Source organism: Pirellulales bacterium, from assembly GCA_019636335.1.
Lineage (GTDB): Bacteria > Planctomycetota > Planctomycetia > Pirellulales > JAEUIK01 > JAHBXR01.
Genome location: JAHBXR010000003.1, coordinates 293,851 through 309,937 on the forward strand (window position 1 = coordinate 293,851; position 16,087 = coordinate 309,937).

Consider the following 16,087-nt stretch of genomic DNA (forward strand, 5'->3'; position numbering starts at 1 on the left):
TCTGCAAGGTACGAAGCGCATGGCCGAGCGTATCGCCATTCCGCCCGACGATGAATCGAATCGCGCGCTCGTCGCGCACGTGCATCCGTCCGAGTGGCAAAATCCGACTCCGGCAGAGCGTTACAATTTGGTCGTCGTAGGGGCAGGCACCGCCGGGCTTGTGGCGGCGGCCGGCGCCGCGGGCCTGGGGGCCAAGGTCGCCCTGATCGAGCGGCATCTGATGGGGGGCGATTGCCTCAATTATGGTTGTGTCCCCTCGAAGGCCCTCCTCCGCGCTTCGCGTGCAGCGGCAGCCGTCCGCGATGCAAGAGAGTTCGGCATCGAGACCGGTGCGGAACTCCGCATCGACTTCAGCGCCGTCATGGAGCGCGTGCGTCGTCTGCGCAGTGAGATCAGCCCGCACGACTCGGCGGCGCGTTTCCGCGAGTTGGGGGTCGATGTCTTTCTCGGCGAGGGACGTTTCACAAACGATGAAACGGTCGAGGTGGCGGGGCAGTCGTTGCGCTTCAAGCGTGCCGTGATCGCGACGGGGGCCCGACCTGCGCGCCCGTCGATTCCAGGCCTCGAAGAGGCGGGCTACCTGACGAACGAAACAGTTTTCAACCTGACGCAGTTGCCCGAACGCCTGGCGGTGATCGGCGGTGGCCCGGTTGGATGCGAGCTGGCGCAGGCCTTCGCCCGCCTGGGCGCGCAGGTGTGGCTCGTCGAACCTCATGGGCAGCTTCTGCCGCGCGACGAGCCACAGGCTGCCGCCGTGCTCGAGCAGGCCTTGCGCCGCGACGGAGTGCATCTGCTCCTCAAACATCAGGTAGAACGCCTCACCGCTGAAAAGACGCTCCAGCTCACCGATCCGCAGAGGGGGACGATGCGGGTGAAGGTCGACGAAGTTCTCGTCGGCGCCGGTCGAGTTCCAAACGTCGAAGGGCTGGGGCTCGATGCCGCGGGCGTGCGATACGATCTGCGCCGCGGGGTCGAAGTCAACGACCGGCTGCAGACCACGAACCCGCGCATCTTCGCGGCGGGCGATGTCTGTTCGGCCTACCGTTTCACGCATGCGGCCGATGCGATGGCGCGCGTCGTGCTGCAGAATGCGCTCTTTCTCGGCCGTGCGAAAACCAGCACGCTCGTGATTCCCTGGTGTACTTACACCGATCCTGAAGTAGCGCACGTCGGCCTCCTGGAATCAGAAGCGCAAGCCCGTGGCATTGCCGTTGATGTGTTCGCGCAGCCATTCGATCGCGTCGATCGTGCCACCCTGGATGGCGAAACCGAAGGATTGGCGCGCATCCTTGTCGAGCGCGGGACCGACCGCATCGTGGGGGCGACAATCGTGGCCGCGCACGCGGGGGACATCCTTTCGCAAGTGACCCAGGCCATGGTGGCGGGCGTGGGTTTGAAGACGATCGCCCGCACGATTCATCCCTATCCGACGCAGGCCGAGGCGCTCAAGAAGATTGCCGATGCCTATAGCCGCACGCGGCTGACGCCTCGCGTCAAGTCGCTCTTCGAGCGCTGGCTGCGTTGGACGCGTTAGCTCGCGGCAGCCTTTTGTGCGATCGGGCAGCACGCCAGTTGTCTCCTTGGTATGATAATCGGCCGCCGCGAGCCGTCTTGCCGCAAGGAGCACGCCTCATGCCCCGTCACACCATTTGCTGGTCGTTGTTGTGCCTTGTCTCGTCGATCTTGTGCGGAGGCTGCAGCGCCAAGTCTCCGCCCCCCGTTCGGGCCGAACGCCGTGAGCCGACGCCGAGCATGCCCGAGTTGGTTGATGCGGAGAACTCGCCTGCTGCGCACGACGAATCCGTGACCAGAGAGCCCGAGCGCGACGAGATCGAAGAGCACGACGTCGTGATTCGTAATGCCCTGGTTTACGACGGCAGCGGTGGGAAACCCATCGACGGTGGCGTCGCGATCGACGGCGATCGTATCGTCCACGTGGGAGACGTGAGCCATCGCAAGGGAAAGACGGATCTCGACGCCCGGGGCAAAGCTGTCGCGCCCGGCTTCATCAACATGCTCAGTTGGGCCACGACGTCCCTGATCGAGGATCCCCTCTCGCAGAGCGATATTCGCCAGGGAGTGACGCTCGAGGTGATGGGCGAAGGGTGGTCGATGGGGCCGCTCACCGACGAGATGCGTCGTCAGGAGCTCGAAACGCAGAGCGATATCAAGTACGAGATTCCCTGGACCACGCTCGGTGAATACCTCGAGTATCTCGAGGATCGCGGCGTTTCGCCGAACGTGGCGTCCTTCGTCGGGGCGACGACCGTGCGCATTCACGTGCTGGGGTACGAAGATCGTCCGCCGACCGAAGAAGAGCTGCGCGAAATGCAGGACCTTGTCCGGCAGGCGATGCAGGAGGGTGCGCTCGGCGTCGGATCGTCGTTGATTTACGCTCCGGCGTTCTATGCCTCGACCGAGGAATTGATCGCCCTTTGCCAGGTCGCCGGCGAGCATGGCGGTATGTATATCTCGCACATCCGTAGCGAAGGCAACCAGTTGCTCGAAGCGGTCGACGAGTTGATCCGCATTGCGCGCGAGGCGAACGTCCCCGCGGAGATTTACCATCTCAAGGCAGCGGGCGAGAAGAACTGGCCGAAGTTCGACGAGGCGTTTCACAGGATCGAGCAGGCCCGCAGCGAAGGGCTGGACATCACCGCCAATATGTACACCTACACCGCGGGGGCCACCGGCCTGAACGCCGCCATGCCCCCCTGGGTGCAAGAAGGGGGACTCGACGCCTGGGTCGAGCGCTTACAAGATCCAGAAACCCGCCTGCGGCTGCTCAGCGAAATGCGCGTGGAAAGCGATCGTTGGGAGAACCTGTTGCTGCTGGCCGGCTCGCCGGCGAACGTCTTGCTCGTGGGCTTTTCCAATGAGAAGCTCAAACCCCTCACGGGCAAGACGTTGGCACAAGTCGCGGCCGAACGGGGCAAGTCGCCCGAGGAAACGGCCATGGATCTGGTCGTCGAAGACCACAGCCGCGTCGACACGGTCTATTTCATGATGTCCGAAGACAACGTCCGCCGTGGACTCGCGCAACCTTGGGTGAGTTTAGGATCCGACGCAGGCTCGGAAACCCCGGCCGGTAAGTTTCTGCTCTCGCAGCCTCACCCGCGCGCCTACGGCAACTTTGCACGCTTCCTGGGCAAGTACGTGCGCGAGGAACAAGTGGTGCCGCTGGAAGAGGCGATTCACAAGCTTACCGCCCTGCCGGCCGAGAATCTGAAACTCAAGGACCGCGGCCGGCTCGCGCCGGGGTATTTCGCCGACGTGGTCCTCTTCGATCCCGCGACGATCGCCGACCAGGCAACGTTCGAAGTGCCGCACCAGTATTCGACCGGGGTCGATACCGTGCTCGTCAATGGCGTGCCCGTATTACGCGACGGAGAGCACACGGGCGCCAAGCCAGGTAAGTTCGTGCGCGGACCAGGCTGGCGTGAGAACCAGGAAGATCATTCCGACGGCGTGTCCGCGCGCAGCGCGGCTCCGTAGTTGATAGTTCGCTTTTTTTGTTCTTTGGGAAGCAAATGAGATTCGAGAATCGAACCGTCGTCATTACGGGTGCAGGATCGGGGATTGGTCGTGCGGCCGCAGTACGCTTCGCGGCAGAGGGGGCGCGCGTCGTCGTTTCCGACCTTCGCGCCGAGACGGCACGGGCCACCGCCGACCTGGTTGAGCAACAGGGGAGCTCGGCGCTGGTGGCGACGTGCGACGTCGGCGATGTCGCTTCGGTACAGACGATGTTCCAGGCGATCGACGATCGCGGCTGGGAGATCGACTGCCTGGTCAACAACGCCGGCAACGCCGAAGAGGGGCTGCAGGGGGTCCACGAAGTCAGCGACGAACGCTGGCGCTCGATGATCCGCGTCCACCTCGACGGCACGTTTTATTGCACGCGCGAGGCCGTCCGCCGCATGCTCCCGCGCCAGCGCGGAGCGATTGTGAATCTCGGCTCGGTCGCGGGCCTGCGCGGGCTCGGCGGCACCGCCGCCTATTCGGCCGCGAAGGGGGGCGTCATCGCCTTTACCAAGGCGATCTCCGAAGAAGTCGCCAAGCACGGCATTCGCGCGAATTGCGTGGCGCCCGGTTGGATCGAAACCCCCATGCTCGACAACCTGCCCGAGCGCTGGCGCCCCGGCATGGTCAAGCACACACCGCTAGGGCGCATCGGCCGCGCGGATGAAGTGGCCGCCCTGGTGTTGTTCCTGGCGAGCGACGACGCGAGCTTTATCACCGGACAATGCGTCAGCCCGAACGGGGGTATGTATCGCTGAGGCTCCTTCGTTTCGACGTGACGTCGACCACGGGTTGTTCTGAAAGGCTTGAGTATGGATTCCATCATTCGAGATGTCGCAGGCATGGATGAGACGCAACGCCGAGCGATGGAAAACGTGCTTGGTCGCGAGTTGCAGGCCAATCAACGTCTGATAATCCGTGTGACGCAAGTAGACGAATGCGCACCGGCGGACACCGACGCCGTGCTGCAACGGCAATCGATCGAAGACTGGAAAAGAGTCTACGAAGGGCTGGATGCCGAACAGGTCGAAGCGATTGATCGAATCGTCAATAGGCGAGTCAGCCTTAGCCGCCACTCGCTTCCGGCCAACCTTCGCGGCCGATGAGTGGCACGAAGCGGCAGCCTGACAGACGCCGCACGCGCGGCTGCCCGTTGATCTTGGTGATCTGTTCCAACACCTGTCCGGCGAGATCGCCCACGGGAATGACGAGGATCCCCCCCTCGCGAAGCTGCTCGAACAACAGCGGCGGCACGTGCTCGGCCGCGGCCGTAACGATGACGCGGTCGTAAGGGGCACGCGCCGGCCAGCCGAGTGTCCCATCGCCGACGTGCCCTGCGACGTTCGTAAAGCCCAGCTCTTCCAGCACGATCGCGGCCTGCTTTGCCAGCGCCGTGTGACGTTCGATCGTGACCACGTCGTGCGCGAGCTCGGCCAGCACCGCCGTTTGATAGCCGCTGCCCGTGCCGATTTCGAGCACCGATTCGTCCCCCGTCAGATCGAGGGCCTCCGTCATCAAGGCCACGATGTAGGGTTGGCTGATCGTTTGCTCGCAGTCGATACCGAGGGCGTTGTCGGCATAGGCAAAGCGTTGCATGTCGACGGGCAAGAATCGTTCGCGCGGAACACGAGCCATCGCGCGCAGCACGCGCGGATCGGTGATGCCGCGATCGATCAACTGCTGGCTGAGCATTGCCTGCTTCGCGGCAGAGTAGCCGGTCGAGGAATCCATGTGCGCGGCCCTTCGCGTCACAGCGCGGGAAACCAGACGTCGGTTCCCCTGTCTGCATTGTACTGCTCAGCCCGCTTGTCGACTCGAAGACGCGGGTGATCCCACGGCCACGGCGGCAGGTCCGTCCACGCTACCGGTCGCCACGCGCCAGTCGGCGAGTTGGATTTCGACCTTGCGCTGCCCGCGGAATTCATTGATCACCGGCCGGAAGGCGATCTCGAGCGGCCCTTCGGTTCCTTCGATCTCTTCGGCCCATTCGCCGCCGCCGAAGGCCACGGCACGCATGGCGACGCCGTGCTGGACGAGCTTGAGCGACAGGTGACGGCCGCCGCCGCCGATCTTTGTCGGAGGCGCGGCCAGACGCACGTCATTCGCGCACAACAGCGGTCGGCGGTTGCCCTGACCGAACGGGGCCAGGCTTTCAATCTGCGTCACCACCGGCAGGCTGAAGGCCGACAGCGGCGCCTCGGCGTCGATCCACAGCTCCGGCTCGCGATGTTCGGCCGCGATCGTTTCGGCCACGTGTTCGCAGAACTGCGAGCGGAACAATTCGATCCGCGTCTCTTCGATTTTCAGGCCCGCCGCGGCCGCGTGGCCGCCAAAACCGAGCAAGTGATCGGCGCAGGTGGCCAGCGCCGCGTGCAGATCGAATCCCGGCACGCTGCGCGCCGAACCAGCGCCCGGCGCCACCGAAACCTGGTCGAGCGAGATCAGCACCACGGGCCGGTGGTACTTCTCCACCAGCCGACTGGCGACGATACCGATGACGCCCGCGTGCCAGCCGCGGCCGGCAAGCACGAGCGCGGCATCGCCGTGCGGATCGAATTCTTCCTGCGCCTGCTTGTTCGCCGCGAGATAGATGCTTCGCTCGAGGCTTTGCCGGCTGTTGTTCAATTCGTTGATGTACTGGGCCAGCGCCAGGGCACGCTCTTCCGATTCGGTCGTCAGCAGCTCGACCGCCAGTTGTGCTTGCCCCAGTCGTCCGGCGGCGTTCAAGCGCGGCGCGAGCGAAAAGGCGACGTCCTCGGCGTCGAGCTGGCTCTTCTTCGTCAACTCGGCCACTTGGATGAGCGCGGTGAGTCCCAGCGTCGGATGCTGGCTGAGCGACATGAGCCCATGCCGGACGAGGACGCGATTTTCATCGACCAGCGGCACGACGTCCGCCACCGTGCCGAGCGAAGCCAGGGCGATCGCTTGCAGCAGGAAGTCCTTCATCCGCGGGGCGACCTTCGTCGCGTTGCTCGCCTTCTGACAGAGCGCCCAGGCCAGCTTGAAGGCGACTCCCGATCCGCTGAGATCGCCAAACGGATAGCTGCTGCCCGGCAAACGCGGATGGACCAGCGCGTCGACCTCGGGCAATCGGTCTGCCCAGAGATGATGGTCGGTAATGACGAGCTTCAAGCCCAGCCGGCGCGCGGTCTCCGCTTCGGCCACGGCGGTGGCGCCGCAGTCGACCGTAATGACGAGCCTGGCCCCCTGCGCGGCCAGCTTCGTCAGCGCCTCGTCGTTCAGCCCGTATCCCTCGTCGAGGCGATGCGGCACGTAGTAGCCGACGTCGGCGCCGAGCAGTTTCAGGCAGCGCCACAAGAGCGCCGTGGCGGTCATGCCATCGACGTCGTAGTCGCCATAGATCACGATCCGCTCGCGTGACGTGATCGCTGCGTGAATAACCTCGACCGCCTGTGGAATACCGGGCAGAAGCTGCGGATCGCGCAGCGCCGACAGTTTCGGCTCGAGAAAGATCTGTGCCGCGGTGGGTTCTTCGATGCCGCGAGCGATGAGCAATTGAGCCACCACGGCCGAAACTCCGGTCGCCCGCTGCAAGGCCGCGATGCGATCGGGATCGTGGGGCCGAATCCGCCAACGTTTCTGCATGACGTCTTCCTGACTGTTCGCTACGGCAGCCGGTGCCGTTCGGCGGGCTGAAAACTACTCCCTACAGTGGGCATTCAAGCAGGATTGGCCCAAGCTCGCAAGCCGCGCGCCCCTGCCAGCGGGCTATTCCCGCACCGGCACGGAAGTGCCCATGAAAAATTCCTCGGCCGACCACTGCGAAAACCATTGCCGCAGGTCGCCGGCCAACTGGTCGAAGTCGAAACTGTTGGGATCGTGCTCGAATCCCACCTGCGCGGCACGTTCGATGGCCGAGCCGACCGTTTCGCCCGCGACCAGGGCCGCGAGCACCTCGTATTGAGCGCGAACGAGCGGAAACCGCCGTACGACGTACTGCCGCCGAGAAAGGGCCATGAACGACTCGGTTGCCGCGGGGAACTCGGGTACGCGATTTTCCTTGCGAACCGTGCCGTAAAACTCGTTCACGGGAAAGCGCTGCGTGAGCAGCCGCAGGCAGGGCGCCATCACGAACCGCACCGAAGGCCACTCAGCGGTCGAAATGGACTGCAAACGTGCTGTGTCGAGCGTCGGTTCATTCTCCGTGCCCGGCCCGTCGAACACCTCGGCGATGGCCCATTCTAATTCCGCCAGATCGACGAGAAACTCAGGCCAACCGGGGCCGGCGGCTTCATCGTCGCGGCGAGGCGGGCGCGTCTCGATCAGGTAGTTTGAGAACCGCTCGCCCAGTCGGCCCAGCGTGTAGCTCTGCGAAGGGTAGGCCACGAGATAGGCGAGCGCGAACTCGCCGAACAATTCGTCTCCCATTGTCTGACGCAGCACGGAAAACTGCTCGGCCAGGCATTCCACCAGTCGCGCAAAGTACGCGCGGTTGTAGATGGAGAGCCGTTCTGTGGCTGTAAGCGCGCGGCTGCGCTCGACAAGATCATCCACGCCGACCGTAGCGCCGCCCAATTCCGCGCGTGCTTCGACCGATGCGGCGCCCTGTGCGACTCCGCCCGGGTGCATGATGACTGCCTGCACCCACCGCTCGAGCCGGGCAAGATCTCTTGGCGGCGAATCACCGGCTGCCGCGCTCATGCCACTTCCGGGAGCACGTAGCTCAAAGGGTGAGGAACCGAGGACGTGGAGATGATCTCCGCGCGTTGTCGATCCTGTGACGTGAGTGGCGCTGACGTTTCAGTCAGGGCCGCCGTCATGTGCTCGCGCGCCTTGAGCACCTCGGCATGCACCAGGGGAAACTCGGGAATGTGCGCATCCCATTCGAGCAGCGTCGAGGCGCCGCCGGTCAACTGATGCGCCAGGCGATACAGCTCCCACACCGGATCGACGACGGGGCCGTCGTGCGTGTCGATCAGGTGCGTGCCGCAGTTTGTGTGCCCCGCCAGGTGGAACTGCACCACTCGTTCGTGCGGCACGGAGCGAATATATTCGATCGCGTCGAAGTCGTGGTTGACGCTCGACACGTAGACATTGTTCACGTCGAGCAGCAGCCCGCAGTTCGTTTCCTCGGCCATGCGTGCGAGGAACTCCCACTCCGGCATCGTCGAATCCTTGAACGTCACGTAGCTACTGGGGTTCTCGAGTACCAAGGGCCGTTCGAGCACCTCCTGCACCGTGCGAATCCGCGCGACGACGTGCGCCAACGACTCTTCGTTGAGTGGAATCGGCAGCAGATCGTGCGCATTGAGCCCCGCCACGCCGGTCCAGCAGAGGTGATCGGAAATCCACCGCGCACGGCAAGCCTCGGCGAGCCCCTTCAAGCGGTTCAAATAGTCGAAATCGAGTGGATCGGTGCTGCCGATCGACAGCGAAACGCCGTGCATGACCACCGGATAACGCTCGGCGATCTGCTCGAGCACGTAGCGCGGACGGCCGCGCGAGTCCATGAAGTTCTCGGAGATGATCTCGAACCAATCGACCGGCGGCTGATGTTCGAGGATGTGCGAGAAATGGACCGTTCGCAGCCCGACGCCGAGACCCAGATTCGGATGGCCGAGGCGAGCTTGCATGGAGATTTGCGACGTGGAAGGCAAGAAAGTGTCACGCAGCCCCATGTAGGTCAGGTACTCCGTACCTGACAATCGATCGAGCTGGTCACATCGAAAGTTGTCAGGTACGGAGTACCTGACCTACATGAATGCTCCGCGTGATTTGACTGGCAACACCGTTTTACTTGGCCGGGGCGGCGCCCACCGTTTTACCGACATCGGCCATTTTCTTCTCGAAGGCGGCGCGCGCCTTTTCCCAGGCGGCATCGCCGAGCGGGACGGCGCACTCGCCCTTGCCCTTGCACTCGTTCGCGGCCACCGATTCACCGCAACCGCCGAGTCCCTTGCATTCGTTCTCGGCGTGGCAACTATGGGAGGCGGTCGTGGCACAGGTGCCCTGACCGGCGCAGGCATTGTCGCCACTGACACCCTTGCCCTGGCAGCTATTGAGTCCGCGGCACACGTGCTTCTCGGCCACGGTGTCACCAGCGGAATCGGCGACGGGGGTGGCATCCGATTCGGCTTCGGGCGTGACCTTCTCGGTCTTCGCGCCGCAGCCGACCATCGTGCCCGCCATCAGGCCGCCGAAGGCAGCCATGCTGAGCTTGCTGAAGTTGCGGCGATTGAGTTCCGGTTTTTTCGTCATCTGGCTTTCCCCCAGGGAATGGATTTCCATGTCATCTGCTGGCGGCCTGGCTGGCAGCCTCGAACGCTGTCACGGTACCGGCGCGGCAGCGGCAAGTCCAGCGGACCAGGCACAGATTACCTAGCCTTCCCGGTCCACGTGTCGCGGTGACACGCAGCGGTCGCCGCTAGCATTCGACATTGCCCGATTTTCGCGTCGCGGCCTATAATCCGCCGTCTCGCGACCGGTAGAATCCAGGCGGGGCCCGATCGTAGCGAACCGGTTCGCGCAACTCTGCGTACGAAAGGACAGCCGGCCGAGCAACACTCGGCGCGTACCACTTCAGAAGAGCGCGGCCGCAGGAGGATGGCCACCAGCGCAAACAGCACGAAGGAGCGTGATCGCGCGGGGCATGGTAGCCCGCGCCGCAATCGACCGCATGCAAGGAAGCCATTTCTGTTCTTGCCGGTCGGAGGCAAGTCGTCCGTGTGTGGCGAAAGTGCCGAGCACGGTCAGCGGCGTGCCTACAATCCGCAACGACCTTCCGAGATCCACGCGATCGCGCCACGTGCGCCGATGGCGCGCGGGCCTCGGGTGGCCGTGTATCGGTCATGGAAACACGTGGGCTCGTTGGGCTCACAACACGAGTAACGTTCACCACAGCGCGAGGAAAGAATCGTTCAGCCGGCGACGCTCGACGGTCGATGGTTATGGGTGTCAACGCTCGAGCGCCCGCGACGTCGAATCGACACGGAATGCGGCGCCGGTCAAGTGTGTCCGAGGAATGGGCGGCGACGCCCCCGCGAACGACAAGCCGACTGCATGAGGTTGCGACGGCCAACGCCAATCTGACAGGGCTCATTCGAGCCGGCCGTCACGACAAGCCAGTCTGCCTCGCGGTGGGAACGCCGAACCAACCGGATCAAGTCACGGTCACTTTGCCAGTCTTGTTGATTGTGTCGCTACGCGATGCGAGCAACTATCTGGCCAGCGAGACCTTGGCTTGAGTGGACAGAACCAGTAAACCCGGCCAGTCCGGCACGATTCGACAACGACGATTCCCAGGTTCCGCGGTCGTTCGACCGCCCCCGCAGCCTGCGGATCGGTAAGGGAGAGAAGCCATGCAAATCTACGGCCCCACTCACGTCCACGGCCCGCAACAAGTCAGTGCCCCGCATTCCGTCCGCGCTGCGGAAGCCACACAATCCACGTCGAGCGTTCGTGGCGGCGACGAAGTCGCCATTTCCGATGCCGGCCAACTGCTGGCTCAGATCCGCGACCTGCCCGAGATGCGGATGGATCGCGTTGCCGAACTCCGTGCGGCGATTGCCGGCGGCGCCTACGAGACGGACGACAAGCTCGACGCGGCGCTGGAAAACCTGCTCGACGAAATCGGGTAAAATCGAGGCCGGCGAGCAGGTTTCGGGCTGGGCAAAGGGGCATCTCCCCGCGTCCCCTGCGTCCCGACATACTTGCAAGCACCGGGCCTGCGTCTAAAATCTAGGTATTGTCCAGTTGCCGCCGCGCCTAAGCTCCGAATTCAAAAGGGGTTTGACGCGGCGAGCCTGGTTTTCTCTACCAAGATGCTGGCTAGCGGTGTCGAGGCTCGCTCAGGGCCCGACCCGGGCGCAAGATTGCGCCGCGGTGTGGATATGACCAATTTCGCCCTGGAAGAAGTCGAGGTTTCTCTTTCGCCGCTCGAGCGGTTCGAGGAGTTCCTCCAAAGCCGGGGCAAGCGCGCCACGCAGCAGCGCCGCAGCATTGTCGAGCACGTCTTCAGCCATCACGAGCATTTCGACGCCGAGGCCCTGCTGGCCGAGTTGCAGCAGGGGGGCAATCGCTACAAGGTGAGCCGCCCCACCGTCTACCGGACTCTGTCCGAGCTCGTCGATGCCGGACTGCTGCGGAAGATGAACCTCAGCGGCCGTTCGGTCTACGAGCACGACTACGGCTATCCGCAGCACGATCACCTGCACTGCCAGCGCTGCGACAAGCTGATCGAGTTTCACAGCGACGAGGTGAAGCAGATCCGCGACGCGGTGGCCCGCGAACACCAGTTTCGCGCGGCCGGTCACCGGCTCATCATCCACGGCGTCTGTGCCGAGTGCAGCCGACCGCCGCGCCGCCATCGTCGGCTCGATCTGGTCTAGCAGGTCTGTTGGCCTCGCATTTTAACGCTTCGGCATTTCGCCCGCCTGGATGTCGCGGAACAGGATGTTCGTCGTCGGGTCATGCCCCTGCAGCGAGATCGTGCCCGTCTCTCGCCGCGTTCCCTTGCGGGGATTCGCATCCGGAGGACGCGAGTCGGTCCAGTCGCTGACCTGGATGCCGTTGACCCAGGCCGCCATGTGATTGCCCGAGACGATCAGCGTCATCGGCGTCCATTGGAAATCGTTCGACATCACGCGCCGTGCATTCTGCCGGCGATAGAACCCGCCGGTGCCGCAGTCGACCGGCTTCGAGCGGTCGTTCCCTTCGAAGGCGTTCTGGATCTGGCACTCGTAGCCTTGCGTGAATTCGCCGGGGATCGAGCGGAAGAAGACGCCGGAGTTCAAATGCCTGCCCTGGGTCTGCACCTGCCACTGCGCGACGAAGTCGCCGAACGAGCGTTCGGTTTCGAGCTGACCGTTGCCATTCTCGATGTGGAGCTCTCCGGCGTCGGTGACGCTGAACTTGCTGGCCTTGCCGGGGAATTCCTTCCAGCCCGTGAGATCCTGGCCGTTGAACAGCGGCTCGAGCCCGAGGGGCTTCAGCTTGATATTGCGAAACTCCACGGCCCCCTTGTTGAGCTGGAGCCCGATATAGCCCCGTCCCAGCGGCTGGGGATCGGTGTAGTCGAGCACCTCGCGTCCATCGAGCTTGACGATGAAATGTCCCCCTAGGGCGGTCACTTCGAAGTTGCGCCACCTGGAGCTATCGGCGACCTCCTTGGATGCCTGTCGGCCGACGAAGCTCCCCGTCGGAAACGGAGACACCGCCCGATCGGCGATGTTCAATTCGTAACAGTCGCTCTGGGGATCCTTCGGCACGCGCGGCGTGCGCAGAAAGATGCCGCTGTTGGTGCCCGCGTCGGCGCGAAAGTCGCATTTGAAGACGTAATCGCCAAATTGGCTGACGGTGGTGAGCAGACCGGGCTCTCCTTCGCTCACCGAGATGACGCCGTCATGCACACGCCAGTTTGCCTGGCTGCCGGCTTTCCAACCGTAGTCGGTCTCGCCATCGAACAACAGGATCCAGCCTTCGGCGAGCTCCTCCTTCGTGAGCGAATTGTGTGCCTCGTGGGCGAGGGTGACCGTCTCCCCATCGGCTGGTTCCGCCCCTGCGAGATCGTTCGCCGCGGCGACCAGGCGAAGCATAACGGCGAGCATCATCGTCCATCGCACCCTGCTGCGCAGCCTAAGCATATTGGTCTCTCGTTTCCGTAAGATGGCCACCGGCCATCGGCTCCGATGGTTCGTCGTTGCGTCGGCTGGATCGCGCGATAGTTCAGGCACTGTTTGGCCCCCGGCGATGGATGACAAGATCGTGGCATTGTACTGAGCGGGCCAAAACTTGCGGCCCCTAGGTGGTCTATTATCATAGAAGCAGCGTATCTCGCAGGTGGTCCCGAACGAAGTTTGCCCAAGGCCCGAACTCATGGCGGCGGAATGGTTTGTGCAGGCCGATGGAGGGCAATTGGGGCCTCTGTCGCCTCCGGAAATGCGCCATCTGGTGCAAGAAGGTCGCGTCGTTGCCGAGACGCTCGTCCGGTTGGGCGCCGACGGTAAATGGGTGCCTGCCGGACGCGTGCGCGGGCTACTCCCCGAGACGGCCGCGGCAACTCCTGTGCGAGAAGCGGCGCCGGCCCGGGCCCCGCTCGGTTCGGCGCCGGCTTCCCCGGCACGTCCTCGCCTGGGCGAGAAGCCCCCCGCGGCGGCCCACGAAGCGGCAGCGGAAAAACCGAAACGGCTTGGCCGCGAACCCAGCGAAGTACTCGCGGCAAAAACAGCAAGACCTGCCGCGCCCCCCCGCGTCGAGCCGGCTTCAGAGCCAGCCCCTACCTCGACCCCCGTCGAGGTGATGACGGGGCTGCCCCCCGATCCCAAACCTTCGCCCGTGCTGACGGGATTGGGGCTCACCTCGGTCGCCTGTGGTGGCCTGGCACTGTTGATGGCCTGGTCGACGACGGCCGTTCTGGCTTTGACGATGCTGGGCGTTGTGATCTCGCTGGGGGCGATCGCCTGGGCGGTGGCGCGGCGCCGCACGGGATTGGGCACGCCCGTGACGGGAATGGTCCTCTGTCTCGGCGTACTGGCCACGGTCTTCGCCTATCAGTTCATCGTTGGCGATCGCTTCAGCGGAGGCATGAAGCTCGAAAGTACTGCCCGCCGCAATACCGAAGCGGTGGCGCTCAGCGAAGCGGAATCGGACTGGGTGCAGTTCGACAACGACGTGCAGTGGACGCGGAGCAACCGCGCTTCGCTGATCGGAGACGTCGAAGTGCGCGTCGTCGGCGCGACGTTCGATCGAGTCAAGTTGAGCGATCTGGGCACCGAGCAGGACTCGAAGGATGCGTATGTGATCGTCAGAATCAGCCTGCGAAACACCGACCGCGACCGCCGCGTGGAATACCGCGGGTGGAGCGGCTCTGGTGCGCTCACCGACGCCGGGCTGGCCGAGCTCACCGATCGCAACGGAAAGAAGTACAACCGCGAGGATTTTGGTCTGGGGTTGAATGTCTCCGGGCAGGTGAGCACGGCGAGCATTAGTCCGAGCGAGTCGATCGAAGATGTGCTCGTCTTCAAGTCCAGCGGCAAGGAAAGCGATATGTATCGCCTCGAGCTGCCCGGCTCGGCGGTGGGGGAAGACGGCGCGTATCGCTTTGCCATTCCCGCCGACACGATCAATCGCGTCGTCGAATGATCGGCGCTCCTGCTGAGCGCCCCTCAGTCGGAGAAGGCTCGCCGCGTGGTATCGGGCGCGAAGCAGATCAGCACGAGCCCCAGCACGTAAACCAGGCACGTGATCTGGCCGACTCGGGCGTAGTCGCCGTCGAACGCGCGCAACAAGGCGCCGGTTCCCATTACCCCGCCTACCGATAAGATCCGCCCGAAGTTGAATGTCACCCCCGAACCCGTCGAGCGGACCCGCGTGGGAAACAACTCGGGCAGGTACAAAGGGAGCCAGCCGAAGTAGACGGTGCCGAAAAATCCCAGCGCAAATACCCACCACAGGAACAGGGGCGCGAGTGGGTCGAGATAGCGAAACAGGTACATGCTCGTGGCGAGCGAGCCGAGCGTGATCAGAAAGTAACTCGTGCGGCGGCCGAACAGCGTCGCCATCCAGCCCCCCAGCAAACTCCCCAGCGCGCCGCCGGCCGACTTGCTGGCCTGGGTCCAGCCTTCGACGGCACGGGGATCGACCGCTCCTTCGACGGCGGACGTGGTCGTGGCGCTGGCCACTTTACCTGCCCAGGGGACGAGCCAATTGGCGCCACCCCAATTGCCCAGGATGGGAATCGCCCCCAGGCAGATGCCGATCAACGTGTGCGAGAGCAGGGGAGGCCGGAACAACTCGCTCATCGGCGAGCGGGGCTTCACCGGGGGCGGGTTTCTGCGCGTTGCAAGCCAGTCCGGAGACTCGGGCACGAAGAACATCGCGAACAACCCGAGCGGCGCCGGAATCGCCCCGGCAATGAGCACCCAGCGCCAATTCTCCGGCGTGATCGTCCAGTGCGAGGCCAGCATGCTGAGCCCGATGAAGCCGACGTTCGCCGCCGTGCCGATGAGCCCCGCCATGAGTGGCTTCGACACGCTGGCCCAGGCCTCGGAAGCCAGCGCGACGCCATTCGGCCAGATGCCCCCCGTCCCCAGGCAGGCGATGAAACGCATCACGACGAGTTGCTCGGAGCTGGTGACGAAGTAGGTCCCGCCCGTCCAGAGCGTATACCAGAGAATGCTCAGACCCATTGCCCGGGCACGGCCGAAGCGATCGCCGAGCCACCCGAAGACGAGTCCCCCGAGCGCCGCTCCGAGAAGAAACGCCGCGATGTAGTAGGCGATCCAGCCGCCGGCGGCCCCTTCGTTCTCTGCCCCGAGCGACACGGCAGCGGCGCGTCCCGCCAAGGGAAAGATCGCCATCACCTGCCCGGCGAAGAGCCAGCCCAGGAAGGCGGTAGTCAGAATCACGATCCGCCCGATCGGCGTCAGCGTCTCCGGCTCGGCAGTGCCCTCGCTCATCGCTTATGTCCTTCCCCTCGTGCGTTGCTGGCACACTTGCACCGGCTCGAAATCGCTCCCTCGCTAACGCTTTTTGAAGTTGCGCATGGCGGGTAGCCCATCGCACCAGCGAGGAAGATCTCGAGCGCGACTCTGACGCTACAAGACCCCAC

General features: G+C 64.2%; 14 protein-coding genes. 7 read left to right on the top strand and 7 right to left on the bottom strand.

What is annotated here, in order from left to right; genetic code table 11:
• Positions 1-19: 19 nt before the first annotated feature.
• The 4 genes from KF708_05210 (at position 20) to KF708_05225 (ending at position 4,625) form a co-directional block, all read left to right on the top strand.
• Entirely contained in the window at positions 20-1,534 is a 1,515-nt protein-coding gene (locus KF708_05210; GenBank protein MBX3412097.1) for a mercuric reductase, read from the top strand.
• Positions 1,535-1,632: 98 nt separating this feature from the next.
• Positions 1,633-3,495 (top strand): D-aminoacylase, encoded by a 1,863-nt coding sequence (locus KF708_05215; GenBank protein MBX3412098.1) that lies wholly within the window; start codon positions 1,633-1,635, stop codon positions 3,493-3,495.
• Between the two features lie 35 nt (positions 3,496-3,530).
• Positions 3,531-4,277, top strand: coding sequence for an SDR family oxidoreductase (locus tag KF708_05220; GenBank protein MBX3412099.1), 747 nt, complete (start codon positions 3,531-3,533; stop codon positions 4,275-4,277).
• Positions 4,278-4,331: 54 nt separating this feature from the next.
• Positions 4,332-4,625 carry a hypothetical protein gene (locus tag KF708_05225; protein ID MBX3412100.1) on the top strand — a complete coding sequence of 98 codons (294 nt, stop codon included), beginning with the start codon at positions 4,332-4,334 and terminating at the stop codon, positions 4,623-4,625.
• Here KF708_05225 and KF708_05230 read toward each other — a convergent pair.
• From KF708_05230 to KF708_05250, 5 genes are all read right to left on the bottom strand, one after another.
• A complete protein-coding gene (locus tag KF708_05230; protein ID MBX3412101.1) occupies positions 4,585-5,250 on the bottom strand; it encodes a protein-L-isoaspartate(D-aspartate) O-methyltransferase in 666 nt (221 codons plus the stop codon). The two genes, KF708_05225 and KF708_05230, sit on opposite strands and share 41 nt — an antisense overlap.
• Before the next feature lie 66 nt (positions 5,251-5,316).
• Positions 5,317-7,125, bottom strand: a complete 1,809-nt coding sequence (recJ, locus tag KF708_05235) for a single-stranded-DNA-specific exonuclease RecJ (GenBank protein MBX3412102.1) — start codon at positions 7,123-7,125, stop codon at positions 5,317-5,319.
• Between the two features lie 123 nt (positions 7,126-7,248).
• Positions 7,249-8,181, bottom strand: a complete 933-nt coding sequence (locus tag KF708_05240; protein ID MBX3412103.1) for a putative DNA-binding domain-containing protein — start codon at positions 8,179-8,181, stop codon at positions 7,249-7,251.
• Positions 8,178-9,113, bottom strand: a complete 936-nt coding sequence (locus tag KF708_05245) for a DUF692 domain-containing protein (GenBank protein ID MBX3412104.1) — start codon at positions 9,111-9,113, stop codon at positions 8,178-8,180. The genes KF708_05240 and KF708_05245 overlap by 4 nt, the downstream gene beginning before the upstream one ends.
• A 160-nt stretch (positions 9,114-9,273) precedes the next feature.
• Positions 9,274-9,738, bottom strand: a complete 465-nt coding sequence (locus tag KF708_05250; GenBank protein MBX3412105.1) for a hypothetical protein — start codon at positions 9,736-9,738, stop codon at positions 9,274-9,276.
• A 1,100-nt stretch (positions 9,739-10,838) separates the two neighbouring features.
• Between KF708_05250 and flgM the strand changes: the two genes are divergently transcribed.
• Positions 10,839-11,117, top strand: a complete 279-nt coding sequence (gene flgM / locus KF708_05255) for a flagellar biosynthesis anti-sigma factor FlgM (protein ID MBX3412106.1) — start codon at positions 10,839-10,841, stop codon at positions 11,115-11,117.
• 252 nt (positions 11,118-11,369) lie between these two features.
• Entirely contained in the window at positions 11,370-11,867 is a 498-nt protein-coding gene (locus KF708_05260; GenBank protein MBX3412107.1) for a transcriptional repressor, read from the top strand.
• A 21-nt stretch (positions 11,868-11,888) separates the two neighbouring features.
• Here KF708_05260 and KF708_05265 read toward each other — a convergent pair whose 3' ends face one another.
• The gene (locus tag KF708_05265) at positions 11,889-13,088 is read right to left on the bottom strand and encodes a DUF1080 domain-containing protein (protein ID MBX3412108.1); all 1,200 of its coding nucleotides are present in this window, start codon (positions 13,086-13,088) and stop codon (positions 11,889-11,891) included.
• A gap of 265 nt (positions 13,089-13,353) precedes the next feature.
• On the opposite strand from KF708_05265, the gene KF708_05270 reads away from it, so the two are divergent.
• The gene (locus KF708_05270; protein MBX3412109.1) at positions 13,354-14,619 is read left to right on the top strand and encodes a DUF4339 domain-containing protein; all 1,266 of its coding nucleotides are present in this window, start codon (positions 13,354-13,356) and stop codon (positions 14,617-14,619) included.
• 23 nt (positions 14,620-14,642) lie between these two features.
• Here KF708_05270 and KF708_05275 read toward each other — a convergent pair whose 3' ends face one another.
• Positions 14,643-15,935 carry an MFS transporter gene (locus KF708_05275; protein MBX3412110.1) on the bottom strand — a complete coding sequence of 431 codons (1,293 nt, stop codon included), beginning with the start codon at positions 15,933-15,935 and terminating at the stop codon, positions 14,643-14,645.
• Positions 15,936-16,087 lie beyond the last annotated feature (152 nt).